The 25,174-nt window shown below is 58.0% G+C and carries 31 protein-coding genes; all 31 read right to left on the bottom strand.

The genetic code is table 11. The features are described 5' to 3' along the window. Positions 1-259: 259 nt before the first annotated feature. Positions 260-1,930, bottom strand: a complete 1,671-nt coding sequence (locus IE087_RS13745; RefSeq protein WP_189369904.1) for a ribonuclease J — start codon at positions 1,928-1,930, stop codon at positions 260-262. A 4-nt stretch (positions 1,931-1,934) separates the two neighbouring features. Continuing rightward, the gene (locus tag IE087_RS13740) at positions 1,935-2,708 is read right to left on the bottom strand and encodes a type III pantothenate kinase (protein WP_189369903.1); all 774 of its coding nucleotides are present in this window, start codon (positions 2,706-2,708) and stop codon (positions 1,935-1,937) included. Between the two features lie 13 nt (positions 2,709-2,721). Then, a complete protein-coding gene (locus IE087_RS13735; protein ID WP_189369902.1) occupies positions 2,722-3,471 on the bottom strand; it encodes a biotin--[acetyl-CoA-carboxylase] ligase in 750 nt (249 codons plus the stop codon). Between the two features lie 54 nt (positions 3,472-3,525). Beyond that, the gene (gene nuoN, locus IE087_RS13730) at positions 3,526-4,962 is read right to left on the bottom strand and encodes an NADH-quinone oxidoreductase subunit NuoN (protein ID WP_189369901.1); all 1,437 of its coding nucleotides are present in this window, start codon (positions 4,960-4,962) and stop codon (positions 3,526-3,528) included. Between the two features lie 48 nt (positions 4,963-5,010). Continuing rightward, the gene (locus tag IE087_RS13725) at positions 5,011-6,552 is read right to left on the bottom strand and encodes an NADH-quinone oxidoreductase subunit M (protein ID WP_189369900.1); all 1,542 of its coding nucleotides are present in this window, start codon (positions 6,550-6,552) and stop codon (positions 5,011-5,013) included. Beyond that, positions 6,552-8,618 carry an NADH-quinone oxidoreductase subunit L gene (gene nuoL / locus IE087_RS13720; protein WP_189369899.1) on the bottom strand — a complete coding sequence of 689 codons (2,067 nt, stop codon included), beginning with the start codon at positions 8,616-8,618 and terminating at the stop codon, positions 6,552-6,554. The genes IE087_RS13725 and nuoL overlap by 1 nt, the downstream gene beginning before the upstream one ends. Positions 8,619-8,739: 121 nt before the next feature. Then, positions 8,740-9,045 (bottom strand): NADH-quinone oxidoreductase subunit NuoK, encoded by a 306-nt coding sequence (nuoK, locus tag IE087_RS13715; RefSeq protein WP_039686350.1) that lies wholly within the window; start codon positions 9,043-9,045, stop codon positions 8,740-8,742. 45 nt (positions 9,046-9,090) lie between these two features. Continuing rightward, the gene (locus IE087_RS13710; protein WP_229801384.1) at positions 9,091-9,561 is read right to left on the bottom strand and encodes a hypothetical protein; all 471 of its coding nucleotides are present in this window, start codon (positions 9,559-9,561) and stop codon (positions 9,091-9,093) included. 3 nt (positions 9,562-9,564) lie between these two features. Continuing rightward, a complete protein-coding gene (locus tag IE087_RS13705) occupies positions 9,565-10,167 on the bottom strand; it encodes an NADH-quinone oxidoreductase subunit J (protein ID WP_189369898.1) in 603 nt (200 codons plus the stop codon). Continuing rightward, positions 10,164-10,586, bottom strand: a complete 423-nt coding sequence (locus IE087_RS13700) for a carboxymuconolactone decarboxylase family protein (protein ID WP_189369897.1) — start codon at positions 10,584-10,586, stop codon at positions 10,164-10,166. Before IE087_RS13700 ends, IE087_RS13705 begins: the two co-directional genes overlap by 4 nt. Beyond that, the gene (locus IE087_RS13695) at positions 10,583-11,275 is read right to left on the bottom strand and encodes a DUF4259 domain-containing protein (protein WP_189369896.1); all 693 of its coding nucleotides are present in this window, start codon (positions 11,273-11,275) and stop codon (positions 10,583-10,585) included. The genes IE087_RS13700 and IE087_RS13695 overlap by 4 nt, the downstream gene beginning before the upstream one ends. Further along, the gene (gene nuoI, locus IE087_RS13690) at positions 11,275-11,769 is read right to left on the bottom strand and encodes an NADH-quinone oxidoreductase subunit NuoI (RefSeq protein ID WP_189369895.1); all 495 of its coding nucleotides are present in this window, start codon (positions 11,767-11,769) and stop codon (positions 11,275-11,277) included. Before nuoI ends, IE087_RS13695 begins: the two co-directional genes overlap by 1 nt. Positions 11,770-11,771: 2 nt before the next feature. Next, a complete protein-coding gene (locus IE087_RS13685) occupies positions 11,772-11,966 on the bottom strand; it encodes a hypothetical protein (RefSeq protein ID WP_189369894.1) in 195 nt (64 codons plus the stop codon). Position 11,967: 1 nt separating this feature from the next. Next, on the bottom strand, positions 11,968-13,005 hold the full coding sequence (gene nuoH / locus IE087_RS13680; protein WP_189369893.1) for an NADH-quinone oxidoreductase subunit NuoH: 1,038 nt from the start codon (positions 13,003-13,005) through the stop codon (positions 11,968-11,970). Between the two features lie 6 nt (positions 13,006-13,011). Beyond that, positions 13,012-13,392 carry a YNQ4 family lipoprotein gene (locus IE087_RS13675; protein ID WP_189369994.1) on the bottom strand — a complete coding sequence of 127 codons (381 nt, stop codon included), beginning with the start codon at positions 13,390-13,392 and terminating at the stop codon, positions 13,012-13,014. Beyond that, positions 13,389-13,769 carry a hypothetical protein gene (locus IE087_RS13670; RefSeq protein ID WP_229801383.1) on the bottom strand — a complete coding sequence of 127 codons (381 nt, stop codon included), beginning with the start codon at positions 13,767-13,769 and terminating at the stop codon, positions 13,389-13,391. Before IE087_RS13670 ends, IE087_RS13675 begins: the two co-directional genes overlap by 4 nt. Next, positions 13,766-15,787, bottom strand: a complete 2,022-nt coding sequence (gene nuoG / locus IE087_RS13665) for an NADH-quinone oxidoreductase subunit NuoG (RefSeq protein WP_189369892.1) — start codon at positions 15,785-15,787, stop codon at positions 13,766-13,768. The genes IE087_RS13670 and nuoG overlap by 4 nt, the downstream gene beginning before the upstream one ends. A 3-nt stretch (positions 15,788-15,790) precedes the next feature. After that, positions 15,791-16,192 carry a DUF5333 domain-containing protein gene (locus tag IE087_RS13660; RefSeq protein WP_229801382.1) on the bottom strand — a complete coding sequence of 134 codons (402 nt, stop codon included), beginning with the start codon at positions 16,190-16,192 and terminating at the stop codon, positions 15,791-15,793. Positions 16,193-16,312: 120 nt separating this feature from the next. Further along, positions 16,313-16,687: a hypothetical protein gene (locus IE087_RS13655; RefSeq protein WP_229801381.1), complete on the bottom strand. Its 375-nt coding sequence runs from the start codon at positions 16,685-16,687 to the stop codon at positions 16,313-16,315. Beyond that, positions 16,684-17,160: a DUF3291 domain-containing protein gene (locus tag IE087_RS13650; RefSeq protein WP_189369890.1), complete on the bottom strand. Its 477-nt coding sequence runs from the start codon at positions 17,158-17,160 to the stop codon at positions 16,684-16,686. The genes IE087_RS13655 and IE087_RS13650 overlap by 4 nt, the downstream gene beginning before the upstream one ends. 434 nt (positions 17,161-17,594) lie before the next feature. Beyond that, positions 17,595-18,875: an NADH-quinone oxidoreductase subunit NuoF gene (gene nuoF, locus IE087_RS13645; protein WP_189369889.1), complete on the bottom strand. Its 1,281-nt coding sequence runs from the start codon at positions 18,873-18,875 to the stop codon at positions 17,595-17,597. Between the two features lie 39 nt (positions 18,876-18,914). Continuing rightward, the gene (locus IE087_RS13640) at positions 18,915-19,133 is read right to left on the bottom strand and encodes a DUF5337 domain-containing protein (RefSeq protein WP_189369888.1); all 219 of its coding nucleotides are present in this window, start codon (positions 19,131-19,133) and stop codon (positions 18,915-18,917) included. A gap of 3 nt (positions 19,134-19,136) precedes the next feature. Then, complete coding sequence (locus tag IE087_RS13635) at positions 19,137-19,910, bottom strand: helix-hairpin-helix domain-containing protein (protein WP_189369887.1); 774 nt, start codon at positions 19,908-19,910, stop codon at positions 19,137-19,139. 26 nt (positions 19,911-19,936) lie between these two features. Continuing rightward, positions 19,937-21,100, bottom strand: coding sequence for an NADH-quinone oxidoreductase subunit E (locus IE087_RS13630; RefSeq protein ID WP_189369886.1), 1,164 nt, complete (start codon positions 21,098-21,100; stop codon positions 19,937-19,939). Between the two features lie 58 nt (positions 21,101-21,158). Then, positions 21,159-21,455 carry a hypothetical protein gene (locus IE087_RS13625; protein ID WP_189369885.1) on the bottom strand — a complete coding sequence of 99 codons (297 nt, stop codon included), beginning with the start codon at positions 21,453-21,455 and terminating at the stop codon, positions 21,159-21,161. Positions 21,456-21,520: 65 nt separating this feature from the next. Continuing rightward, positions 21,521-22,735 (bottom strand): NADH-quinone oxidoreductase subunit D, encoded by a 1,215-nt coding sequence (locus IE087_RS13620; RefSeq protein ID WP_189369991.1) that lies wholly within the window; start codon positions 22,733-22,735, stop codon positions 21,521-21,523. A gap of 142 nt (positions 22,736-22,877) precedes the next feature. Next, a complete protein-coding gene (locus IE087_RS13615) occupies positions 22,878-23,051 on the bottom strand; it encodes a hypothetical protein (RefSeq protein WP_189369884.1) in 174 nt (57 codons plus the stop codon). Continuing rightward, the gene (locus IE087_RS13610; protein ID WP_189369883.1) at positions 23,051-23,659 is read right to left on the bottom strand and encodes an NADH-quinone oxidoreductase subunit C; all 609 of its coding nucleotides are present in this window, start codon (positions 23,657-23,659) and stop codon (positions 23,051-23,053) included. The genes IE087_RS13615 and IE087_RS13610 overlap by 1 nt, the downstream gene beginning before the upstream one ends. Further along, the gene (locus IE087_RS13605) at positions 23,656-24,228 is read right to left on the bottom strand and encodes a hypothetical protein (protein WP_189369882.1); all 573 of its coding nucleotides are present in this window, start codon (positions 24,226-24,228) and stop codon (positions 23,656-23,658) included. The genes IE087_RS13610 and IE087_RS13605 overlap by 4 nt, the downstream gene beginning before the upstream one ends. Before the next feature lie 29 nt (positions 24,229-24,257). Continuing rightward, positions 24,258-24,791 (bottom strand): NuoB/complex I 20 kDa subunit family protein, encoded by a 534-nt coding sequence (locus tag IE087_RS13600; protein ID WP_189369990.1) that lies wholly within the window; start codon positions 24,789-24,791, stop codon positions 24,258-24,260. After that, positions 24,788-25,153 (bottom strand): NADH-quinone oxidoreductase subunit A, encoded by a 366-nt coding sequence (locus IE087_RS13595; protein WP_189369881.1) that lies wholly within the window; start codon positions 25,151-25,153, stop codon positions 24,788-24,790. The genes IE087_RS13600 and IE087_RS13595 overlap by 4 nt, the downstream gene beginning before the upstream one ends. Positions 25,154-25,174: the final 21 nt, after the last annotated feature.

Genomic DNA, 25,174 nt, shown 5'->3' with positions numbered 1-25,174 from the left:
ATATAGTCCTGCAGTAGAGGGTATTTCCGGTAGCGCGTGTCATCCGGCTCTATTGGCTTTGACGCTGCAGGCGAGGTGAAAGCTACATCAAACTCTGTCCTGCAGCCTTGACATTCAATACGTACGAGCACTGCCTCCTGTGCATAGATATTCGCCGTTAGCTTTGGCGAAAACGGTTCGAACCTTGGCACCGCTGCCTCATCGAACCACAGGACTGGGTCAGAAACACGGTCAAGAATGTCGCGGTAGTGTGTGTGCATTAGTGCATCCGGCTGATCACAACTGTCACTTCCGGCTTTTTACCGATCTCGTCCTGCGCTGACTTGCGCACGATCCGCCGCAACGCTTCGATCAAGCTGTCATCATCACGCAAAGTCTTGGCATCCGCGCGCCCAAGGAACTGGCTCAGATCTTCTTCCAGAACCTCAACCAGCGCGGCATTGCTGCGCCCGGCCTCGGACAGACCCATCAACTCGCACCATGGCTCACCAAGTGGCTCATCCTCTTCATCCAGGATCAGCGTGACCAGCACATGTCCATTCAATGCCATGCGGATACGGTCACGGACCACACCGTCCAGCGCACCGATCTGCACGGACCCATCCAGATATGTCCGCCCGGTCTCGATGTACTCTGCAACCTTCGGGGCATTACCGCTTAGGTCAATCATCATCCCGTTGACCGCCAGCACACCGGTGCGCCCCTTGCTCTCGGTCAGCTTGACATGTTCCCGCAAGTGCCGGTGTTCGCCGTGCATGGGCACGACGATCTGAGGGTTCACGATGTCCTGCAGGCGTTCAAGGTCAGGCCGATTGGCGTGACCTGAAACATGATACAGGCCCGAAGAATCATCCACCACATCCACGCCCTTTTCGGACAATTGATTGATGATACGGATCACGCCACGTTCGTTGCCCGGAATGGTCTTGGAGGAGAACAGGAACAGATCTCCCTCTTTCAGCTCCAACCCCATGTACTTACCATTCGCCAGCTGGGCCGATGCCGCACGCCGTTCCCCCTGACTGCCCGTAACCAGTAGCATCAGGTTCTCGCGTGGAATGCTCTTGGCATCTTCCGGACTGACAACAGACGGAAAGTCGGTCAGCACACCTGTTTCAATCGCCGCTTCAATCATCCGACGCATGGCGCGCCCCAACAACACGATGGACCGCCCTGCCCGTTCACCGGCCTCGGCCAGTGTTTTGACCCGCGCAACGTTGGACGCAAATGTTGTGGCGACCACGATCCCTGAGGTGTGGCCACGCACCAGCTTTTCGATTTCGGGCCCGACCGAAATCTCGGATCGTCCGGGATGCGGGGAAAAGATGTTGGTCGAGTCGCAGACCAGCGCCTTGACCCCATCCTTGCTGACCTCGGCCCACAGGTCGGGATCAAACGGCTCTCCGACAACAGGTGTTTGGTCCAGTTTGAAATCGCCCGAATGGATCAAACGGCCCTCGGGGCTGTCGATGATCAACGCAGCACTCTCGGGGATCGAGTGGGACATCGGCAGAAACCCCACCTTGAACGGTCCCGCCTGCACTTGGTCCGGCCAACCCGCGACCACCCGCACTGCATCCTCGGGGTGCCCATGCTCATCCATCTTGCGCCGCGCGATGTTGGCCGTGAAAGGTCGCGCATAGATCGGCGCGCCAAGCTGGCCATAAGTATGCGCGACGGCACCGATGTGGTCTTCGTGGGCGTGCGTAACAAAGATACCGTCAATGCGGTCCTTCCGCTCAGCCAACCAGGTGATATCGGGCAGGATCAGGTCCACACCGGGCGTGCTGTCCATATCGGGAAAGGTCACGCCCAGGTCGACAACGATCAACCGCTCGGCATCTTCGGTGCCATAACCGTAAACATAGGCATTCATGCCAATTTCACCCGCCCCCCCAAGGGGCAGGTAGATCAAACGTTCACTGCTCATAAGTTCAGTTGTTTTCCTTGTTGTAGCGATAGATGACCGTCAGGCCATGCATCGTCAAATCATCTTGAAAGTCATCAAACAGCGCTTCGGACTGTTGAAACAGAGGGGCCAGCCCCCCGGTCGAAATCACGCGCATCTCGCGGTCGCGCTCCGCTTTAATTCGGGCACATATCTCACGGACAAGGCCCACGTAACCCCAAAAGACGCCAGACTGCATACAGGCGACCGTGTTGGTCCCCACAACGGCTTGCGGCTTGGTGATGTCCACATGTGGCAGCGCAGCTGCAGCACTATGTAGGGCCTCAAGGCTCAAGTTCACACCCGGCGCGATCACCCCGCCGACATAGGCACCGTCCGAGGCTACAACGTCAAAGGTGGTCGCGGTGCCAAAATCCACAACAATCAGATCGCCGCCACAGCGATCATAGGCCCCCGCCGTATTGACTAAGCGATCCGGCCCGATTTGCGTCCCTTCATCCACCCGTGGCTGCACGGGCAGCAGGCAATCGGGTTTGCCGACAACGTAAGGACGGCAATTGAAGTAACGGTCACACAGAACACGCAAGTTAAAGACAACCCGCGGCACCGTGGACGAGACAATCACATCCGTTATCTCAACATCCAGCTTCTGGAACTCCATCAGGGTCGATAGCCAGACATAGTATTGATCGGCCGTGCGTTGCCATTCGGTCGAGGTGCGCCACGTGGCAAGGAACTGCGTCCCGTTCCAAATCGAGAAGACCGTGTTCGTGTTGCCGCAATCGATTGTCAGAAGCATCACATGCCCCTTTTCAGAAAAAGACGTCGCCCGCCGGAATGGTGATCCGGCCCTTGGCCGTCTCTAGAACAAGTTGCCCATCGCCGTCCACGTCCACAAAGGTCCCCACATATGTGTCACGCGTGGTACGAGCCGTGATGACCTCACCCATTTTGGCAGCGTGGGTACGCCAGGCGGTGCGGATCGGGTCAAAGCCATAGGTGCGAAACTGATCTTCATAGCGCGCGTAGGCCGTCGCCAGCAAATCCAGGAAACTCTCCGGCGAGATATCCGTCCCGAGCGTCGACTTGAGCGCCACGGGCAGCAGTGCGCCCTCTTCGACCTGAGATGCGTCAGGTGCCGCCGCCAGGTTCACGCCTACGCCAATTGCCAGGTGAGTGACCCGCGCGCCACGGCCAACACTCTCAAGCAAAATACCGGCTACCTTACCACCGCGCAGCAGCACATCATTCGGCCACTTAAGCGCAAAAACATCCTCGCGCCCGGTCGCAGCTACAAACGCATCGCGCAGGGCCAGCGACATCACAAAGGACCGCAATGCGGCTTGCCCTGGCGCTTCGTCCAACGGCAACACCAACGTGCCTGCAAAGTTCCCAACCGGCATCGCCCAAGCCCGCCCGCGCCGCCCACGCGCTGCAGTCTGCTCAAGTGCCAAAAGCCATTCAGGCCCAGCCAGATCCGGCGCAATACGCGCGGCTTCGCTCAGCGTTGAATCCACAGAACTCAACACGCGTCGCCCATATCCTGCGGGCCAAGCGGTCATGACTTCCCTGTTTCCAAAAAATCCTCCCCGAAGGGTCGGTTTGCCAAATGCGCCCTAGTTCACCAAGGTCAGCGCAGCCGAAGCCGCAGCCCCTTCGACACCGAACATGTTGATGATCCCCAGCACCATGACGGCAGCCGACCCCATCAGCATGGCCCACAGGATGGGCGACTTGCCGCCATTCAAGCGCTCTTCATCCGTGTCGCCAAAGTACATATAAAAGACGATGCGCAGATAATAATAGGCGCCAATCACCGACGCGATCACACCCGCGATGGCCAACCATGCTAACCCGCCTTCGTAGGCCGCGCGCAGGACATAGAGCTTGCCAAAGAAACCCAACATCGGCGGAACACCAGCAAGGGAGAACAGCAACACCAGCATTGCCAGCGCCTTGCCCGGCTCACGCTTGGAATACATTCTGAGCGCACTGATCTCGACAACGGGTTGGCCGTCCTTCTCCATCATCAGGATGAAGGCAAAGGTGCCGACATTCATGGTCACATAGATCGCCATGTAGACCAGCATCGCCTGCACACCCAGCACGGTGCCCGCCGCCAATCCCATGAGGGCGTACCCCATGTGAGCAATAGACGAGAAAGCCATCAGTCGCTTGATGTTGGTCTGACCAATGGCGGCAAATGCCCCAAGGAACATCGACAGAACGGACAGCAGCGCCATGACCTGTTGCCAGTCAGCGACTGCACCGCCAAAGGCGTCGTGCATCACACGAGCGAAGAGGGCCATGGCCGCCATCTTGGGCGCCGTTGCAAAGAAGGCCGTGACTGGCGTGGGCGAGCCCTCATAAACATCCGGCGTCCACATGTGGAACGGCACGGCGGACACCTTGAACGCAAACCCTGCCATCAGGAACACAAGGCCAAAGAGCAGGCCAAGCGACACGCCCTCTTCCGCTACCTGCACGATGCCCGAGAACAGCGTTGTGCCTGCATAGCCATAAACCAGCGACGCGCCATAGAGCAAAAGACCGGAAGACAGGGCGCCCAGTACAAAATACTTCAGCCCCGCCTCGGTCGACTTCACGCTGTCACGACGCAGCGATGCCACGACGTAAAGCGCAAGCGACTGCAATTCGAGGCCCATGTAGAGCGCCATAAGATCACCGGCGGACACCATGGTCATCATGCCAACCGCGGCCAGCGCCACCAGCATCGGGTATTCAAAGCGCAGCAAGCCGCGTTGGGACATATAGCCTTCGCTCATCAACAACACGGCAGCGGCGGAGACAAGGATCGTCACCTTGGCAAAGCGCGAGAATCCGTCATCCACAAACATGCCGCCAAAGGCGACATTCGTCCCCTCGCCCGAAAACCCGATCCAGGCGGCAACGGCCAAGAACACGGCGGATGTGGCCCACAGCAACGGTGACGCGAGGCCGTCCTTGGACGTATAGACCGCCCCGATCAGGCCCAGCATGGCAAAAACGGCCAGCAGGATCTCGGGCAGGATGATGGTCAGATCAGCAGACATATAAACGTCCTCAAGTAACGTAGTGGTAGGACATGAAAGAACGTGTCCTTAGTTTTCGGCGAACTGTGTCGCGGCCTCGGCCGCGGCCAGTGCCGTATCGTATTGGGTCACAAGGGCAGCCACGGAAGGCCCTATGATGTCGAGGATCAGCGCAGGATAAACACCCAGCAGGATCGTCATCACCACCAGCGGCGCAAAGATCGCCTTCTCGCGGCGGCCCATATCCGTGATCGATTTCAGGCTTTCCTTGATCAGGTCGCCCATGACCACCCGGCGGTACAGCCAAAGGGCATAAGCGGCTGAGAAGATCACACCGGTGGTCGCCACCGCAGCAACCCAGGTGTTGACCTGGAACACCGCCATCAGCGTCAGGAATTCACCGACAAACCCGGAGGTGCCGGGCAGGCCCACATTGGCCATGGTGAACAGCATGAAGATCAGCGCATAGGCCGGCATCCGGTTCACCAGACCGCCATAGGCGTCGATGTCGCGCGTGTGCATCCGGTCATAAATCACGCCGACGCAAAGGAAGAGAGCGCCAGAGATAAAGCCGTGCGACAGCATCTGGAAGATCGCACCATCCAGCCCCTGCTGGTTGGCCGCAAAGATGCCCATGGTTACAAAGCCCATGTGCGCAACGGACGAATAGGCGATCAGCTTCTTCATGTCCTCCTGCACCAGCGCGACAAGCGAGGTGTAGACAATGGCAATGGCCGACATCCACAGAACCAGCGGCGCCATCACGTCAGAGCCGATCGGGAACATGCCGATGGAGAAGCGGATGAAGCCGTAGCCACCCAGCTTCAGCAGGATGGCCGCCAGCACAACTGAACCCGCCGTAGGGGCCTGCACGTGTGCGTCAGGCAGCCATGTGTGCACCGGCCACATCGGCATTTTGACCGCGAAGCTGGCAAAGAACGCGAGGAACAGCAGGGTCTGCATCCCGCCCACGATCTGAATACCCAGCAGGCTGAACGTCTCGGTCCCGAACTGGTGGTTCAACAGCGTCTCGATGTCGGTGGTGCCCGCATCGGCATACATCCCGACCATCGCCACCAGCATCAGCACCGAGCCAAGGAAGGTGTAGAGGAAGAACTTGAAGCTTGCATAGATACGGTTCGCCCCGCCCCAGATGCCGATGATCAGGAACATCGGGATCAGACCGGCCTCGAAGAACAGGTAAAACAGCACCAGGTCCAGCGCCATGAATACGCCCAGCATGAGCGTTTCCAGAAGCAGGAAGGCAATCATGTATTCCTTGACCCGGTCGGTCACGGACCACGACGCGGCAATGACCAGCGGCATGATGAAGGTGGTCAGCATTACGAACAGAACGCTGATACCGTCGACCCCCATCTTGTAGGTCAGGCCCATGATCCACGTGCCTTCTTCTACAAATTGGAAGCCGGTATCGTTCGGATCGAACTCAAACAGGATGAACAACGACGCGATGAAGGTGATCACCGTAGTGGCCATGGCCACCCACTTGGCGTTGCGCTGCGCAGCCTCATCTTCACCACGCAGGAACACGGCCAGGATCAGGGCCGCCAGCGCGGGCATGAACGTGGTGATGGAAAGAATGTTGTCCATCAGTTCGCTCCTCCGCTGAGCGTCATCCAAGTGACAAGGACCGCGATCCCGATCACCATGGCGAAGGCATAGGTAAAGATGTAGCCGGACTGCGCGCGGCCAGCGAGGCGGGTAAAGAAGGGTACGATGCCCATCGACACACCATTGATGGTCCCGTCAATTACGTCGCCATCGCCCTTCTTCCACAGCTTCTTGCCAATCCACATGGCGGGCTGCACGAAGATGAAATCGTAGAGCTCGTCAAAGTACCACTTGTTCTTCAGGAACAGGTAGAGCGGGCGCTGGTTTTCGGCCAAACGGCCCGGCAGCGACGGGTTCTTGATGTAGAACCAGAAGGCCACGACGAACCCAAGCAGCATCGACACGAACGGCGACAGCTTTACCCATGTGGGCACGTAATGGGCTTCGTGCAGCACAGTGTTCTCGGGCACGATATAGATACCGGCCTCGCCCGGTCCATCCTCCATCACGTATTTCAGTTCAGAGGCTTTGGGGCTGCGTTCTGCCACAGCTTTCTTGATCTCTTCCGAAGGCGTTTCGTAGTGACCACCGAAGAATTTGATGACCTCGTTCGGCTTGCCGAAGAAAGACCCATACCAGATTGCACCGGCAAAGATCGCGCCAAGGCTCAGCACGCCCAGAGGGATCAGCATGACCATCGGGCTTTCATGCGCGTGCTCGTGCGTGTGCTTGTCGCCGCGCGGCGTGCCGTAGAAGGTCAGGAACATCAGACGCCAGGAATAGAAGGACGTGAACAGCGCCGCGATGACCAGCGCCCAGAATGCGAAGGTCGATCCGACATATGCGCTTTCGATCACTGCATCTTTGGACGCAAACCCTGCAAAACCGATCCACCCCGTTAACGGGATGCCCACACCGGTGATGGCAAGCGTGCCAATCATCATGGCCCAGAAGGTGTAAGGAATCTTCTTCCGCAGGCCACCGTAGTTCATCATGTCCTGCTCGTGGTGCATCGCGTGGATGACCGAGCCCGCACCAAGGAACAGCATCGCCTTGAAGAACGCGTGCGTGAACAGATGGAACATGGCGACCGAATAGACGCCAACGCCAGCAGCCACGAACATGTAGCCAAGCTGCGAACAGGTCGAATAGGCGATCACGCGCTTGATGTCGGTCTGTACCAAACCGACGGTCGCAGCGAAAAATGCAGTCAAAGCCCCCAACACGGTGACAAAGGCCATCGCCTCGGGCGCGAACTCCATCAGCGGCGACATGCGGCAGACCAGAAAGACACCCGCGGTCACCATGGTCGCGGCGTGGATCAGGGCCGACACCGGTGTCGGGCCCTCCATCGCGTCAGGCAGCCACGTGTGCAGGATCAACTGCGCCGATTTCCCCATGGCGCCAATGAACAACAGGAAGGCCACAAGGTTCGCGGCATTCCATTCCGACCAGAGGAAGGACAACTGCGTCTGCGCCAATTCGGGTGCGGCAGCAAAGACATCGTCGAACTTAATGGAGTCGGTAAGGAAAAAGAGTGCAAAGATACCCAGCGTAAAACCGAAATCTCCAACACGGTTCACCACAAAGGCCTTGATGGCCGCCGCGTTGGCCGATGGCTTGCGATAGTAGAACCCGATCAACAGGTACGAGGCGACGCCCACACCTTCCCAGCCAAAGAACATCTGAACAAGGTTGTCCGCCGTCACCAGCATTAACATCGCAAAAGTGAAAAAGGACAGGTAGGCAAAGAAGCGCGGCTTGTAGCTTTCGCCCTCTTTCCATTGCGGGTCGTGGTCCATGTAGCCGAAGCTATAAAGGTGGACGAGGCTCGACACCGTGGTGATCACAATCAGCATGATGGCTGTCAAACGATCGAGGCGGATGGACCAATCGGTGCTGAGCGATCCGCTTTCGATAAAGCGCAAGATCTGGATCTGCTCGGTCGTGCCGTCAAAGGTCAGGAACACGATCCACGACAGAATGGCCGACAGTAACAACAGGCCCGTGGCAATCCACATGGCCGCTGTTTCACCAAAGATGCGCCAGCCGAACCCGCACAGCAGTGCGCCAACCAGAGGGGCAAAGAGGATGATGGTTTCCATTGTGCGCTACCCTTTGTCTTCTTTGGTTGCGGCAACGTCAGGCCATGCAAAGTACAGCACGGCCGCTGCGCCTCCGACCCCGGCCACGATGATGGCGATCCATAGTGCGAGACTCATCCGATCAGCCCTTCATCACGTTGACGTCTTCGACGGCAATGGTGCCGCGGTTGCGGAAGAAACAGACCAGGATGGCCAAGCCGATTGCCGCCTCAGCCGCAGCGACGGTCAGCACGAACAGGGTGAAAACCTGCCCCACAAGGTCATCCAGGAAGCTTGAGAAGGCCACAAGGTTGATGTTCACCGCCAAGAGCATCAGTTCGATGCTCATAAGCAGAATGATCACGTTCTTGCGGTTCAGGAAAAGCCCGAAGATACCGATGACGAACAGCGTCGCCGCGACGGTCAGGTAATGCTCAAGTCCTATCATGTCGTCCCTCCGGGGTGTGTCCCCGCTTGTCGTCTGTTGCTGGGCTCAGCCCAGCATGAATTCTGTCTTCTCGCCCCGAGCCTCGGGGTAGAGTGCGGCGCAGGCGCAAGGCTCTGCGTCCAGCGTGATGATGTCTATGTCGTGCGCGATGCCGTCCAGATCGGCGGCCATGCGGTCCAAGGTGGCAAAAGCGCGTGCACCAGTTTCGTGGCGTTCGATCACGGCAAGCGCTTTCTCCGTCCGGTCGAAAGGCAAGCGGTTGCCCATGTTCTCTTCTTGTGTGCGAAATGTCATCGCCGTGCCGGGCGCACAGTCAACAACAGAGAAGGACGTCGCCGTCCCTTCCTGGCTCCACCAGTCACGCCACATCACGCGGCCTTCGCCCAGATCGACATGATCCGCTTCACCACCGTGGCTGATATGCGTGGTACGGTCGCAATCGGTTAGCGACAAGGCCACAGCCTCACCCCCAAGCATCGCGACAACCGCTGCCAGATATGCGTACCGGGTCTTCAATGATCAGAGCCCCTGCCCCGGTTTGACGTCCTTCAGCTCCATCGCCGTTGCGGGATCACGCATCATCTGGGCAATCACATCCTGACGCTTCACATCCGAGCGGTGGCGCAGGGTCAGAACAATGGCGCCCACCATGGCGACCAACAGGATCAGCCCTGCAAGTTGGAACAGCAGGAAATACTGATCATACAGGATCATCCCCAGCGCTTCAGTGTTGTGACGATCCACCGGCGTCACCTGCGCGCGCAGGCCTTCTGCTGCCGCATTCGACTCCCAGGCGCCAAAGGCCATCACGAACTGCATCAGGATCACGACCGCAATAAGCAACGCGAGCGGCATGTATTTCGCCATCTCCGCCTTCAATTCGGCAAAGTCCACGTCAAGCATCATCACGACGAACAGGAACAGCACTGCGACCGCGCCTACATAGACGATGATCAAAAGCATCGCGACGAACTCGGCCCCCAACAGCACAAACAGGCCTGCTGCACTCAGAAAAGACAGGATCAGCCAGAGAACCGAGTGGACGGGGTTCCGGCTGATCACCGTGAAAAGGCCGCCCGCGATCACGCTGATCGCAAAGAGGTAGAAGGCAAATACAGTCATGTCTCGTCCTCGTCGTCATCCATGACCTCTTGCGCCAATCCCATGGCGCGAGTCATCGCGGGCACACCGGCAAACATCGCCATCATGCCCAAAGTCTCGGAAATCTGTTGGTCGGTGGCCCCCGCCTCACGCGCGTGTCGCACGGTCTGGCGAATGGCTGTATCAGCCTGGGCGCCCTGCATGGTCAGCCCGGCAAGTGTCAGCAGCAGCCGGGTTTTGGCGTCCAGCCCATTCTCGTTGAGCTTGTTGCCAAACCACGTCTCCATCAAATCCTTGGGCATGGTGGGCCACAAGGCTTCGAACATCTTGGGGTCAAACCCTTTCGACGGGTCGAACGCCGCCATTTGCGGAAACGCTTTGGTCATCTCCTGCATCTGAGCCAGCATCGCCGCAAAAGGGTTGTTCTTGTCATCTGTCATGAGCGTTGCCCCTCGAGACCTTCGATGCGGGTGGTCAGTGCATCCAGGCTATCCGCAATGAAATACCGCATGTTGCTGATGTCGCTGTGGATCAGATGCAGCTTGCGCACCAAATGACGCAGTACCTCGACCTGAACCTCGCCCCCGCCGGCGTCGGCAAGACGCTCAATCTCGGCCATCATATCGGCATAGACTTGGTCCACGTCGCTCCGCAGCGCCTGCTCGGGATCAGCCTCGGGCGCGTCGGGTGCAAACTCAGTCCCAAGGTCATGGGATTTCGCCGCAGCCTTCAAGCGCCCGGCCAAATCAGCAATGCTGGCTCGCCAAGTGCTCGCTTCTTCGCTCTCGTCCCACAATTCCGCCAGTTCCGAGCCTTCGGCGGTCACGCGGTCCAAAGCGGCCAGTGCCATGCCAACAGCGTCATCGTAGAATTTGAAGGAGGCTTCGAGATCAAATGGCGCCTCGGCCCCGTCCCGAGGTTGGCCCAAACACGCTGCAATGATCTCGGCTCCGGCCACCGCTGTCGATGCCAGATGCGCATCAAGATCACCGGCTGGCGCCTCAAACACGGCCTCAAAGCTTTCGCACACGGCTCCTGCTTGCTCGACCGGCTGATCGAGGTTTTTCAACGTGTCCAGCAGATCAGCTGCCGTGTCGTTGTCGAAGCTATGTGGTCCCCAGGCTCCCATCAGCGATACGGTGCATCCAGTTCAAGATTGCGTGCGATCTCGGCTTCCCAACGCTCACCATTCTCCAACAGCTTTTCCTTGTCATAGAAAAGCTCTTCGCGGGTTTCGGTGGCGAATTCGAAGTTCGGACCTTCGACAATGGCATCGACCGGGCACGCTTCCTGACAGAAGCCACAGTAGATGCACTTGGTCATGTCGATGTCATAGCGTGTGGTGCGGCGGCTGCCGTCCTCGCGCGGTTCAGCATCAATGGTGATGGCCTGCGCCGGGCAAATCGCCTCGCACAGCTTGCATGCGATGCAGCGTTCTTCCCCGTTGGGGTAACGGCGCAACGCGTGTTCACCACGGAAACGTGGGGACAAAGGCCCCTTTTCGTGCGGATAGTTTACAGTGGCCTTAGGGGCGAAAAAGTACTTCAAGCCCAGCTTCATGCCTTGCCAGAAATCCTGCAGCAGGAAGTATTTGGCGGCGCGGCCGTAGTCGATCTGCGTCATTGCTAGTCTCCCTGTGTTCCATCGTTAAGGTGCATGTACGCCCAGGCTTTGAGGGCCGAGACGACTTCTCCGGGATCCGCTCTGTCGAGCTTCCCATCTTCATCGGTCGTTCCAATAGCGAACTCGGAGCCCAGGAATGACACAAGGTCATCCAGATGGTGTTCCGGCGCTTCGTTGATGGCGGCAGCCAATCCCATATCAGCCCCCCACGGCCCAACGGGCGTAGATGCCCCAGAACCAGTCAAACTTGGCGGCAAAGGCCACGAACACGACCCAGACCAGGCTGAACGGCAGGAACACTTTCCACCCCAGGCGCATCAGCTGGTCATAGCGATAGCGCGGCGTGATCGCCTTCACCATTGCGAAGAGGAAGAAGAAGAATGCCATCTTCGCGACCATCCACAGCACACCGTCGGGCAGCCCCGGGATAGGCGACAGCCAGCCACCAAAGAACAGCAGCGACATCAGCGCACACATCAGGAAGATGGCAATGTACTCGCCCGCCATGAACAGCAGGAACGGGGTCGACGAGTATTCAACCTGGTAGCCAGCAACCAATTCGGATTCCGCTTCCGGCAAATCGAAGGGCGGGCGGTTCGTTTCAGCCAATGCGCTGATAAAGAACAGGAACACCATGGGCAGGTGCGGCAACCAATACCAGCCAAAGAACCCGTAGCCGGTATCCTGTGCATTCACGATGGCGCCGAAGTTCAACGACCCGGTCGAAAGGATCACACCGATGATGATCAAGCCGATGCTGACTTCATAGGAAATCATCTGTGCTGCAGACCGCAGCGAGCCAAGGAAGGGGTACTTTGAGTTCGACGCCCAACCGCCTATAATTACGCCATAAACTTCAAGCGAAGAGATAGCAAAGACATACAGGATTGCCACATTGATGTCGGACAGCACCCAGCCGTCGTTGAACGGGATCACGGCCCATGCGACCATCGCCAGCACAAAACTGGTCATCGGGGCAAGCATGAACAGGGTCTTGTCTGCCCCAGCAGGCACCACAACCTCTTTCACAACATACTTCAGGGCGTCCGCCACCGTCTGCAGCAGGCCAAAGGCACCCACCACGTTCGGTCCACGGCGCATCTGGACCGCGGCCCAGATCTTGCGGTCACCGTAGACAAGGAACAGCAGCGAGATCATGACAAACGCCACGACGGCCAGCACTTGGGCCAGAACAAGGACGGCGATGCCGCCAGGAGTGGTAAAGAATTCAGCCATCAGTCCTCACACCGTCGGTATTCCCTTCTCCGCGCAGGCTGCGGCCACGACTTCGGCGTCGATGGTCCGTATTCCACGCGGCAGAGCTGGCGAAATGGTGTAAACAGCATCCGCTCTCCACACGCCAGCCTCTTCATTCACATTTGTGCGCAAATGACGCGCAAATCCCCACCCCCGGATCAATGTGTATCCAGCGGCAGCACATTCGGCGTAATCTTCGACATCCGCCGCGGATAGGGCATTGCTCATTTCCACGTTAAATTGAACCAGATCATCCGCCAACAACTGCGTTTCCACGCCTCGGTAGTCGGGAATGAACTGTTCCGCCGTCGGCACAGGGTCACAGGCCGCAAGCGGCAACGCGGCTATGATCCACGCAGCCTTCATTCGCACTCGAACGACGGCTGCCGGTACCCGGTGACGATCCAATCGTTGCCACGCGGAACGCCGTAGAGCGTGTACAGGCACGTTTCTTCCACCGGAATGCTGATGGTCCGTGTTTTTGTCACATCCGCCCAATCGTGAAGCCCATCAGACGTTTGTCTTTCGGTGCTGACAATCGGAACAGAGCCCCAAGAACTGATCGACCACTGAAAGGCACGACGCCCGTCAGGAAGGTCAAAAACCGCGGCCGGTTGACCATAATCTAGCATCGGCTCTGTGATGGACTTGCCAACATAGCCGTCCAACACCTGCGACGCGCAGGCAGACAGGGTCACCACAGCGCCAAGTGCAACAACCTTGATTATGCTGCGAACAATCATTCTGCTGCCAGTACCTCTTGGGATTTACGGGCCTTCGCGTTGGCGCTCAGTTCCGCCATCAACTGGCTGGCACGGGCAATCGGGTTGGTCAGGTAGAAATCGCTAATGGTCGAGGTCAGCACGCCACCTTCGATCTCACCCGCCTCAAGAGCATCACCGGAGTTCTCAGCCACCACATCGACATCGCCGAGGTGCGGATGGTCACCCACCAGTTTCTGACGTAGAGCAGCAAGGCTGTCATAGGGCAAGGCCGCGCTGATCTCACCCGACAAAGCACGCAGGATGGCCCAGTTTTCCTTGGCTTCACCCGGTGCAAAACCAGCGCGTTGCGTCAGTTGTGGCCGCCCTTCGGTGTTGACGAACAGGCCGCCTTCTTCTGTGTAGGCCGCCCCCGGCAGGATCACATCTGCCCTGTGCGCTCCACGATCACCGTGGCTGCCCTGATAGATCACAAAGGCCCCTTCACCGATTTCGATTTCATCGGCGCCCAGGTTGTAGATGACATCCGCTTTCTCAACGGCTGCCATTGCATCCGGGTTTGTGGCACCAACATCCATCGCACCCACGCGGCCCGCGGCTGTATGCAGGATCATCAGGCCCGACTTGGTGCTTTCCGCCAGCGCCTGCGCCCCGGCAAGAATTACCGCGCCGTCCCCACGGGTCAACGCGCCCATGCCGACAATGATGATCGACGGCTTTTCCTGCACCCCTGAATGGTCACGCTTCAGAAGATCGTTAATGACGGTCGCCTCTGTCCCAATGTGGTTGGCCTCGTAGGTCAGGTCCGGCATCTCACCGATCACACCCACACTGGCCCCACGTGCCCAGGCCTTGCGGATACGCGCGTTCAACACAGGCGCTTCCAGACGCGGGTTGGTACCGATCAGCATGATGGCTTCTGCACTATCGATATCCTCAATCGCCGCGGTGCCAACATATGCAGCCCGGTTGCCCGAGGGCAGCTTGGCGCCGTCGGTGCGGCACTCGACAAACCCACCCTGCCCTTCAATCAACTCTTTCAAAGCGTAAGCGGCTTCGACCGGCGCCAGATCACCGACCAGACCGGCCAAGGATGATGCCCCCTTAATGGCCTCGGCGGCTTTGCCCAAGGCCTCCCCCCACGTTGCGGGGCGCAGTTTGCCGTTCTCACGAACATAAGGTTTGTCCAGACGCTGACGGCGCAAACCATCCCAGACGAAACGCGTCTTGTCCGCAATCCACTCTTCATTCGTGCCATCGTGGTTCAGCGGCAGGAACCGCATGACTTCGCGCCCCTTGGTGTCCACGCGGATGGAGGACCCAAGTGCATCCATCACATCGATGCTCTCGGTCTTGGTCAGTTCCCACGGACGGGCCGTAAAGGCATATGGCTTCGACACCAACGCGCCCACCGGGCACAGGTCGATGATGTTGCCCTGCAAGTTCGAATCCAGTGTCTCGCCCAGATAGCTGGTAATCTCAGCATCCTCGCCGCGACCCGTCTGCCCCATCTGAGTGATGCCAGCGACCTCGGTCGTGAAGCGCACGCAGCGGGTGCAGGAAATGCAGCGGGTCATATGTGTTTCGACCAATGGACCAAGATCCAGATCATCCACCGCACGCTTTGGTTCGCGGAAGCGGCTGAAATCGACACCGTAGGCCATGGCCTGATCCTGCAGGTCGCACTCACCGCCCTGATCGCAGATCGGGCAATCTAGCGGGTGGTTGATCAGCAGGAACTCCATCACCCCCTCGCGGGCCTTCTTGACCATGGGCGAGTTGGTTTTCACAACCGGTGGCTGCCCCTCGGGCCCGGGGCGCAAATCGCGCACCTGCATCGCGCAAGACGCGGCAGGTTTGGGTGGACCACCCACAACTTCCACAAGACACATCCGGCAGTTGCCTGCGATCGACAGACGCTCGTGATAACAGAACCGCGGGATCTCGATCCCGGCCTCTTCACAGGCCTGGATCAAGGTCATTGCCCCGTCCACCTCGATCTCGTTACCGTCGATGATGATCTTGCGGAGGTCGCTCATGCGTCAGTTCATCCTCAGTAGGGCGCCGATCTGGCCGCCTTTTTCAATCTCTTGCCGGCCGACGGCACAATAGCTTGCCGATTGGCCAGGGGTCACGCCCGCACTTCGAAGATACTCTGCGCGCTTGGCCTTGAGGCGCGCCTTTTCGGTATCCGATTTGCGGTATGCGTCAATCTCTTCGTCCGAGTAGCCCAAAGTGCGGGCCCGTGCCTTCAAGCCGTTGACCACCGAATACGCCCGCAACAGACGGGCCGAAATATCCGGGCAATTCTTACGGATTTCATCCGCAATTCCGACGGCCAGAATCGTACCGTCGATTTCGGGCACATCCCGGAGGTGTGGCTTCGCCGAGGCTATCCCGGCAGTCAGGCTAAGGATCAAGGCCATGGTCATCGCGCGCATCATTTTCTCTCCACGTGCTGCATCACTTTGATGCCATGTGGGAAAGCAGGTCTGTGCTATGCAATAACACGGGCCGACACAACCCGTCAGGACGCAAAATGTCGCCTTGAAAACGGGTTGTTACTACACAGGTGTACAGGTGCCCCGCAACAGCAGCTTGTCCCCTGAAATGCGCAGGCGTCCATCCTCGGCATCCGGGCCTTCGATCCACGTGATATCCGATGAACCGAACTCCTTGATGCAATACCGCACAGCCTCGTACCGCCCGGCTTCGCGCGCACCTTCAAGAGAGGCAGAGACAGGGCTCACACCGATCTCGAACTGATCACGCTGCTTATCAACCTTGCCCGAGCTTGCCCGGAAAAACACGCCGTCAAAGGCAACGCGTTCCGAACGCCGTTCCTGACAGGCTGACAGCAGCAAAACCGCGATCAGCAAAACAAAGGTCAAAAATGCTGGCCGCATATCCGGCAGTGCACGGGTCTTTGTCTTGGTCACTGCAGTCTCCTCCCCCCGGGGTCAACGCTTCGATGTGCCGGGTAGTCCCAGCCAAAGGCAATGTCCGTATTGCCATGCTTTTCAAGATGATGGAAGCGGTCGATTGCTTCCTTGACTGTCGGTTTGTGCCCGTCGGGCACCCACCACATGACAAAGCGCAAACCCTGATCTGGATCGTACCATTCACCTTTGCGGTCATAGAACTGCTTATGAACGGTGCTGAAGGTGAAATTGCGCAGGCTTTCAACGTCTTTCCAAACCGATAGCGTACTAGCCGTGCGTGGATTGCCACCCAGCGGGCCATGGGGGTCAAGCTGTGCCGCCTCCATCTCCTCGCCTTCCAAATGCCAGACATAACCCGGCGAGCGACGCGCGATGTCATAGACGCGATCGAGGTTGTTCAGAAAGTCTGCAACGCGCGGGTCTTCCCAATCGTACTTCAGAGTGCCGATGTTGAACTCAGCCAGGTGCATTGTTCAGAACCCGCTCACACACAACGCTCTGTGTCACTTGCTTTTAAGAAACCGCCCGGCTGGGTGATTGGTCCCAGAGATTGAAGACGCCCAATCGCAACCTGCATCTCGTACCTGTTCCCGGGATAGGCCTGCGAGTTTGATACCAGCGTCTTCCATCCAAGCGATGGAGGCTTGCAACCATTTCGTCCTATGTCGCTCAAACTTCCGCAGCGCCGATTTCGAATGGCCTTCGGCGACAAGAACATTGAAGTTCTTTGCGTAGAAGGTTGTCGCACCGGATTGACCTGCCCAAGTGACATCCGGTTTACAATCGTTTTGCAGCATTCGCGCGACCATCAGGCCAGCCATAGCTCTTTCGGTGGAGTTCATTTCCAAAGCAACGGCGGAAGACCCTGCGACAAGCCCAACGCAAACGGTCAGTATGCGCAGCATCACTCTGCCGCGATCCGCTTGCCTGCAATCCGATCTTCGATCTCATCCCGGAAGTTCCGGATCAGCCCCTGGATCGGCCACGCGGCAGCATCACCCAACGCACAAATCGTATGGCCTTCAACTTGCTTGGTCACGTCCAGCAGCATGTCGATCTCCTCGACATCCGCCTCGCCGTACACCAGCCGCTCCATCACGCGCATCATCCAGCCCGTGCCTTCACGACAAGGCGTGCACTGACCGCAAGACTCATGCTTGTAGAACTTGGACAACCGCCAGATCGCCTTGATGATATCTGTGCTCTGATCCATCACGATCACCGCCGCCGTGCCCAGACCCGACTGCAGATCATTCCGCAGATAGTCGAAGTCCATAATGGCGTCTTTCATCTTCTCCCCGCGCACGCAGGGAACAGACGACCCACCAGGAATCACGGCCTTGAGGTTATCCCAGCCACCGCGAATGCCGCCGCAATGCTTTTCGATCAACTCTTCGAAGGTGATGGACATCGCCTCTTCGACCACACAGGGGTTGTTCACATGGCCCGAGATAGCGAACAGCTTGGTCCCGGCATTGTTTGCACGACCAAAGCCAGAGAACCACGACGCACCACGGCGCAGGATCGTCGGAACAACCGCAATGGATTCAACATTGTTCACCGTGGTCGGGCAGCCATACAGACCCGCGCCCGCCGGGAATGGCGGCTTCATGCGAGGCATGCCCTTCTTGCCTTCAAGCGATTCAAGCAGTGCGGTTTCCTCACCGCAGATATAGGCCCCTGCCCCGTGGTGCAGGTAAATGTCGAAATCCCAACCGGAGCCTGCGGCGTTCTTGCCCACCAGACCGGCGTCATAGGCTTCGTCGATAGCCGCCTGCAGCGCTTCCTTTTCCCGGATGTATTCGCCGCGGATGTAAATGTAGCAGGCGTTTGCATTCATCGCGAAGGACGCAATCAAACACCCTTCGACCAGTGTATGCGGATCATGGCGCATGATCTCGCGGTCCTTGCACGTGCCCGGCTCGGATTCATCAGCGTTTACAACAAGGTAGCTGGGGCGACCATCACTTTCCTTGGGCATGAAGGACCATTTCAGACCGGTGGGAAAACCAGCACCACCACGACCGCGCAGGCCGCTGTCCTTCATCTCTTGCACGATCCAATCACGACCCTTCTGGATCAGCTTGTCCGTGCCATCCCAATGCCCACGTGCCCGCGCACCTTTCAGCGTGCGATCATGCATGCCGTAGATATTGGTAAAGATGCGATCCTTGTCAGCCAGCATGGGTATTATCCTTTGCCTCGCAAGCCCTGCGCGGGGCTATCAATTGTCACGGCTCTTTTGCCAAATCCTGATGGCAACCACCAGAGACCAAATGAACGCAGCCAAGGCAAAAAGCAAAATCAGAATTTCGTAACGCGCGGGCAAACCAAAGCCCTGCACAATCACCGGTGCGAACACCGACAACAAAGCGGCCCCTGCTATGACAAGGGCCGCGATACGGCCCTGCCGGGCCAGTTTTGGATCAAGATGATCGGACATGCGTTAGTAGACGTCGCCCTTACCGACTTTCTTGGAAAACTCGGTTTCGCCCCCTTCGGCAAGGATTTTGGCCTGCGAAACCCAATCATCGCGGCTGACACGCCCCTTGAAGCCTTGCAGGTTCTGATCGACCCAAGCCACCTCGTCGGCACCCCAGCTGGCAACCTGATCGAAATGGTAGAAGCCCATTGAGTGCAAAAGCGCTTCCAGCTTCGGCCCAACGCCTTTGATCTCTTTCAGATTGTCAGGCCCACCGTCGCGCGCAGCGGACAGTGTCTGGGGCTTGGTTCCCTCGCCCGCAGCGGAGGCAGGTGTTTCAGCTTTTGACTTGGTGGCTTTCTTGGCAGCCGGTTTTTTGGCAGCTTTCTTTGCCTTCGGCTTTTCCTTTGCCTTGGGCTCCGCCTCGTACTTCCATTCGCCCTTGCGCTCAGCCAGATCGGCCTCCCCCGGCAATGGGGTCGAAGGTTTTATCTCTGGTTCTGCCGCTGCAGCTGTCGATGTTGCAGCAACCGGAGCTGCCGCTTGCGCTGCGGGCTTTGCCGCATCGGCTGGTTTGGCCTGCTCAATCGACGCTTCGCCAGCTGCGGGCAACGGCTTGCAAATAATCCAGCTGAGAAGCGCTCCGGCGACCACAAACACAACGACGCCCATAAACACGCCTTGCATAAAGGTCCAACCGCCCAGCACCATTAGTAGCATTGCTGCCAAAACGCCGCCCAGCAGCGCGACCAGCCAGCAACCCACGGCGCAGCTGATCATTCCCTCGTTCTTGTTCATTACGATACCTCTCCCGTTTAAGGATGTTATTCCTTATAGATATCGTCTTTTTTCGCGCGTTGGGAAAATTCTGTGTCTTCTCCCCGTGAGAGGGCCTGTGCTTGCGTGACCCAGCTGTCACGGCTGACCCGTCCCTTGAAGCGCACGAGGTGTTGATCGGCCCAGGCCACTTCGTCTGCAGTCCAAGATGCAATCTGGTCAAAATGAAACACGCCCGCCGCGTTCAATTCTTTCTCAAGGCCCGGTCCGACACCTTTGATCAGCTTCAGGTCGTCCGCCCCACCTTCGCGGGCTTCTGAAAGCAGCGCCGGTTTTGTCCCCGCGGGGACAGCCGTATCTGATTGTTTCTTATCAGATTTATTTTTGGTTACCGAGGCGTCCGCTTTGGGCTTTGCCTTAGGTTTTGCCGCCTTCGCAGGTGTCTTTTTCACAGCCTTGGCAGCAGGCTTTTCATTGGCGTTACTGGCATCTGCCGACGCGTTCGCCTTGCCCCATGGGGCGAGCAACGGCACTTCGGTCCCCTCGATACGTTTAACCGTGTCGCCAATATCCGTCGCCAGTTGGACAGATGCATTATATTTGGTGTGCCCGCTATCGAAATCCTTGAGGCTGGTCAGACCGCCGAGAGGTTCAGACGCATAACGACCGTTCTGTGGGCCGGGGGTCGGCACCTCGCCCTTCGCCAATTCGTCGATCATTTCACCCATGCGAGCAGCGGTCAGGTCCTCGTAGTAGTCCTTGCCAATCTGCGCCATGGGCGCATTGGCGCAGGAGCCAAGACATTCGACTTCTTCCCAGCTGAACTTGCCGTCGGCAGAGAGCTGGTGCGCTTTTGGGGCGATTTTTTCCTTACAAACGGCCACAAGATCTTCGGCGCCACAGATCATGCAAGACGTGGTGCCGCAAACCTGAATATGTGCAACAGAGCCAACGGGTTGCAGCTGGAACATGAAGTAGAAGGAAGCCACTTCGAGCGCACGGATATAGGCAAGGTCAAGCATGTCCGCGACAGTTTCGATCGCCGGGCGGGTCAACCAACCCTCTTGTTCCTGTGCACGCCAGAGCAGCGGAATGATGGCCGATGCCTGACGGCCATCGGGATACTTGGTGATCTGTGCTTCGGCCCACGCCTTGTTGTCTGGTGTAAAGGCGAAGCTATCAGGTTGGTCAGAATGTAGTCTGCGCAGCATGTTCTTTTTCCTCATCCACCCCATATCGGGCGCGGGATTGTAAGTACCTTTGAGTGGCCTAACACTCCGTGACAGAAATCACGGAAGTTGCCCCATTGAACTTGAGGTGCCCTGCTCGTTCCAAAGCGAATACGGCATCATCGACGGGCTCCAACGCGATATTGCGAAGGTCTTGGTTGTCACGATGTCGTTTCGGTATTTTCGCCAAGTCAAACACCTCGTCCACCATCAAGCGCCCATGTGCAACCCGCTCTGAAACATCCGAATTATCAACCTGGCAGCCAAAATCGCGCAAAACCTGCAAGTACGTTTTCTGTACAGCAGCCTGATCCACAGACCGTACGCGTTCCTTCAATCGATCCGGAGCTTGAGCATGAATTGGCGACGCAAGGACTGAGGCCAGAAAAATAGTTGCGATCTTCACCGGTCGATCTCTCCGAACACCACGTCCATCGTGCCAATGATCGCGGCCACGTCTGCCAGTTGGTGCCCTTTCGAGATATAGTCCATCGCCTGCAAATGCAGGAAACCAGGCGCACGGATTTTGCAGCGGTAGGGTTTGTTGGTGCCGTCGGCCACAAGGTACACGCCGAACTCGCCCTTGGGGGCCTCAACCGCACAATAGACCTCGCCTTCAGGCACATGGAACCCTTCAGTGTAGAGCTTGAAGTGGTGGATCAGCGCTTCCATCGACGTTTTCATGTCGGTGCGCGACGGTGGTGTGATCTTGCCGCGCGCCAACACGTCACCGGGGCAATCGCGCAATTTGGCAATGGCCTGCTTGATGATCGACACCGACTGGCGCATTTCTTCCATGCGGACGAGGTACCGGTCATAGCAGTCGCCGTTCTTGCCCACGGGTATCTGGAAATCGAACTCGTCGTAGCATTCATAGGGTTGCGACCGGCGCAGATCCCAAGCCAGCCCACTGCCTCGTACCATGACGCCCGAGAAGCCATATTTCAGGATATCGTCTTCGGTCACGATACCGATGTCGGCGTTGCGCTGTTTGAAAATGCGGTTTTCTGTCAACAGCCCGTCAATGTCGACCATGAAGCCCGACATGAACTTGTGCGCCCATTGCTCGATATCATCGAGCAGTTCGGGCGGCAGATCCTGATGGACACCGCCGGGCCGGAAATAAGCCGCGTGCAGACGTGCGCCACACGCTCTTTCGTAGAAGATCATCAGTTCTTCACGCTCTTCAAAGCCCCAAAGCGGCGGCGTGAGCGCGCCCACGTCGAGCGCTTGGGTGGTGATGTTCAGGAGGTGGTTCAGGACGCGGCCAATCTCGCAAAACAGCACGCGGATCAGGGATGCGCGGCGGGGCACTTCCACGCCCGTCAGCTTTTCGATGGCCAGGCACCAGGCGTGTTCCTGGTTCATAGGCGCCACGTAGTCGAGCCGGTCGAAATAGGGCAGGTTTTGAAGGTAGGTCCGCGACTCCATCAGCTTTTCGGTGCCACGGTGCAGCAGGCCGATATGCGGGTCGCAGCGTTCCACGATCTCACCATCCAGTTCCAGCACAAGCCGCAGAACCCCATGCGCCGCAGGGTGTTGCGGGCCGAAGTTGATGTTGAAGTTGCGGATTTTCTGCTCGCCCGTGAGAGCGTCGTCGAATTTGGAGCCGTCCATCATTGTCTGTCTCCTAGGCAAAATCTAGAACCGAGTAGGCGAGAAAGGCGCGCGATGCCAAGAAACACCGCAATTATGCCGACGAATATGACCAAGAGGATTATGACGCCGAAAAGATAAAATACGCCAGATGGAGGCACCATTACCGCTTCTCCAACTCTTGCAGCTTCATCGCCATCACCCAGAGCAGCACGATGGTGCCCACCGGCAGGATGCAGAACAGAGCCCAGTATTGGTTGAGCCCGAAATGGGGCAGCAGCTTGAACATCGGGATGATGCTTGCCGCTGCGATCAAAAGCCACCAGAGCATTTCCACTACTTCGCCTCCGCTTCTTTCTCGTCCCCCGGAAGGATGTATTCGGCCCCTTCCCAGGGCGACATGAAGTCGAACTGGCGGTATTCCTGAACGAGGCTGACGGGTTCGTAGACGACGCGCTTTTCGGCCTCGTCATAGCGCACTTCGGTATAGCCCGTCGTCGGGAAATCCTTGCGCAGCGGATAGCCGCGGAAGCCGTAATCCGTCAGGATGCGCCGCAGGTCCGGGTGGCCGGAGAACAGGATGCCGAACATGTCGAACACTTCGCGTTCAAACCAGTTGGCCGAGGGGTGGACGTCCACCAGGGACGGCACGATCTGATCTTCGCGGATCGACACGCGCAGGCGGATGCGGTGGTTCTGGTACATCGACAGGAAGTGGTAGACGACGTCGAACCGCTTGGCCCGGCCGGGATAGTCCACGCCGGTGATGTCCACGAGTGTCGAGAACCGGCAGGTGCTGTCGCTGGTCAGGAACTCGACGAAGCCGGTCAGACTGGAGGGCGCCACGTCAACGTTCAGTTCACCATGGGTGACATCCCAGGCCAGCACGCAATCGGGGCGCTTGGCTTCGAGATAGGTGCCAAGTTCGGTCATTGCTTCGCTCATGGCTTACAAGCCTCCACTTCCAACTGTGCATTCGTGGCTTGGATGGTCCATTCCCCACGCACTTTGTTTGCCGACATGTCTTTCCAACTCCACTGGTTCAACAGAACGTTGGAAGTCCAGTTTGATGTATTCGGGTCGTTAAGCCCCGGCAAGTGCGCGAAACTCGGCGGAGATTCATGCAGCGCAGTTTTACCAGTATAAACCTCAACACGATCAAGCGTCAGATCGTCCGCCTCGTATCCCGCGGGGATAAAAGGGGAAGTCAGCTCTTTATGCGGGGGAAACCGACGTACGCTTGCTTCTGCTTCGTCAAAGCGAACACCGACGGCTGGTGTGTCCTCCCCCCAAAACCAGAATTGCCCGAGATATGCGTCGCTAGGTTCTTCGCGCTTGGCTTTGAATTTGGATTTCGGAGCAATCGTTGCATTCGCGGTCGCAGCAACTGCGGTTAGATCACAGTTTGTATAGTTGAAAACGGTGAGTACGCCGGACACTCGGTCCACTTCGACCGAAACGATTCCCGGCTTGGATACGGCCGGTATTGCGATCACAGCCGTTGCACCAACCATGACGGGACCTATCCATCGCCGCAGTATTTTCACCGCACAATCGTCCCGGTACGGCGGATTTTGCGTTGCAGCTGCAGGATGCCGTACAGCAGCGCCTCAGCCGTGGGTGGACAGCCCGGCACGTAGACGTCGACGGGCACGATGCGGTCGCAGCCGCGTACCACGGAATAGCTGTAGTGGTAGTAGCCACCACCATTGGCACAGGACCCCATCGAGATCACATAGCGTGGCTCGGGCATCTGGTCGTAGACCTTGCGCAGAGCGGGTGCCATCTTGTTCGTCAGCGTGCCCGCCACGATCATCAAATCCGACTGGCGTGGGGAGGCGCGCGGCGCTGTACCGAACCGCTCAAGGTCGTAGCGCGGCATGGACGTGTGCATCATCTCGACCGCGCAGCAGGCCAGACCGAATGTCATCCAGTGCAGCGAACCGGTGCGGGCCCAATTGATGATGTCATCCGTTGATGTCAGCAGGAACCCCTTGTCCTGCAGCTCGGCGTTCAGGGCTTGGGTTGCGTGGTCCTTGTCGCCGCCTGCATAGGCGGGACCAGCCGTATCCGTCATTGCCATTCCAGCGCCCCCTTCTTCCATTCATAGGCAAAGCCAATGGTCAGAACGCCCAGGAACACCATCATGGACCAGAAACCGGCCATGCTTACATCTTGGAACGCAACGGCCCAGGGGAACAGAAACGCGATCTCGAGATCAAAGATGATGAACAGGATCGACACAAGATAGAACCGCACATCAAACTTCATGCGAGCGTCGTCAAACGCGTTGAATCCGCATTCGTAAGCGGACACTTTTTCTGGGTCCGGGTTGCGTACCGCAAGGACCACAGCAGCTAGGATAAGGACAAGTCCAAGGCCGATGGCAACGGCCAGAAATACGAGAATGGGGAGATACTCCCGCAACATCTCTTCCACGGTGGGCTCCTTTTCTTGGCG

The organism is Tateyamaria omphalii (assembly GCF_014651375.1).
Classification (GTDB): Bacteria; Pseudomonadota; Alphaproteobacteria; order Rhodobacterales; family Rhodobacteraceae; genus Tateyamaria; species Tateyamaria omphalii.
The sequence above is the reverse complement of the archived record's forward strand: the minus strand, read 5'-3'. Positions and strand labels throughout refer to the sequence as shown.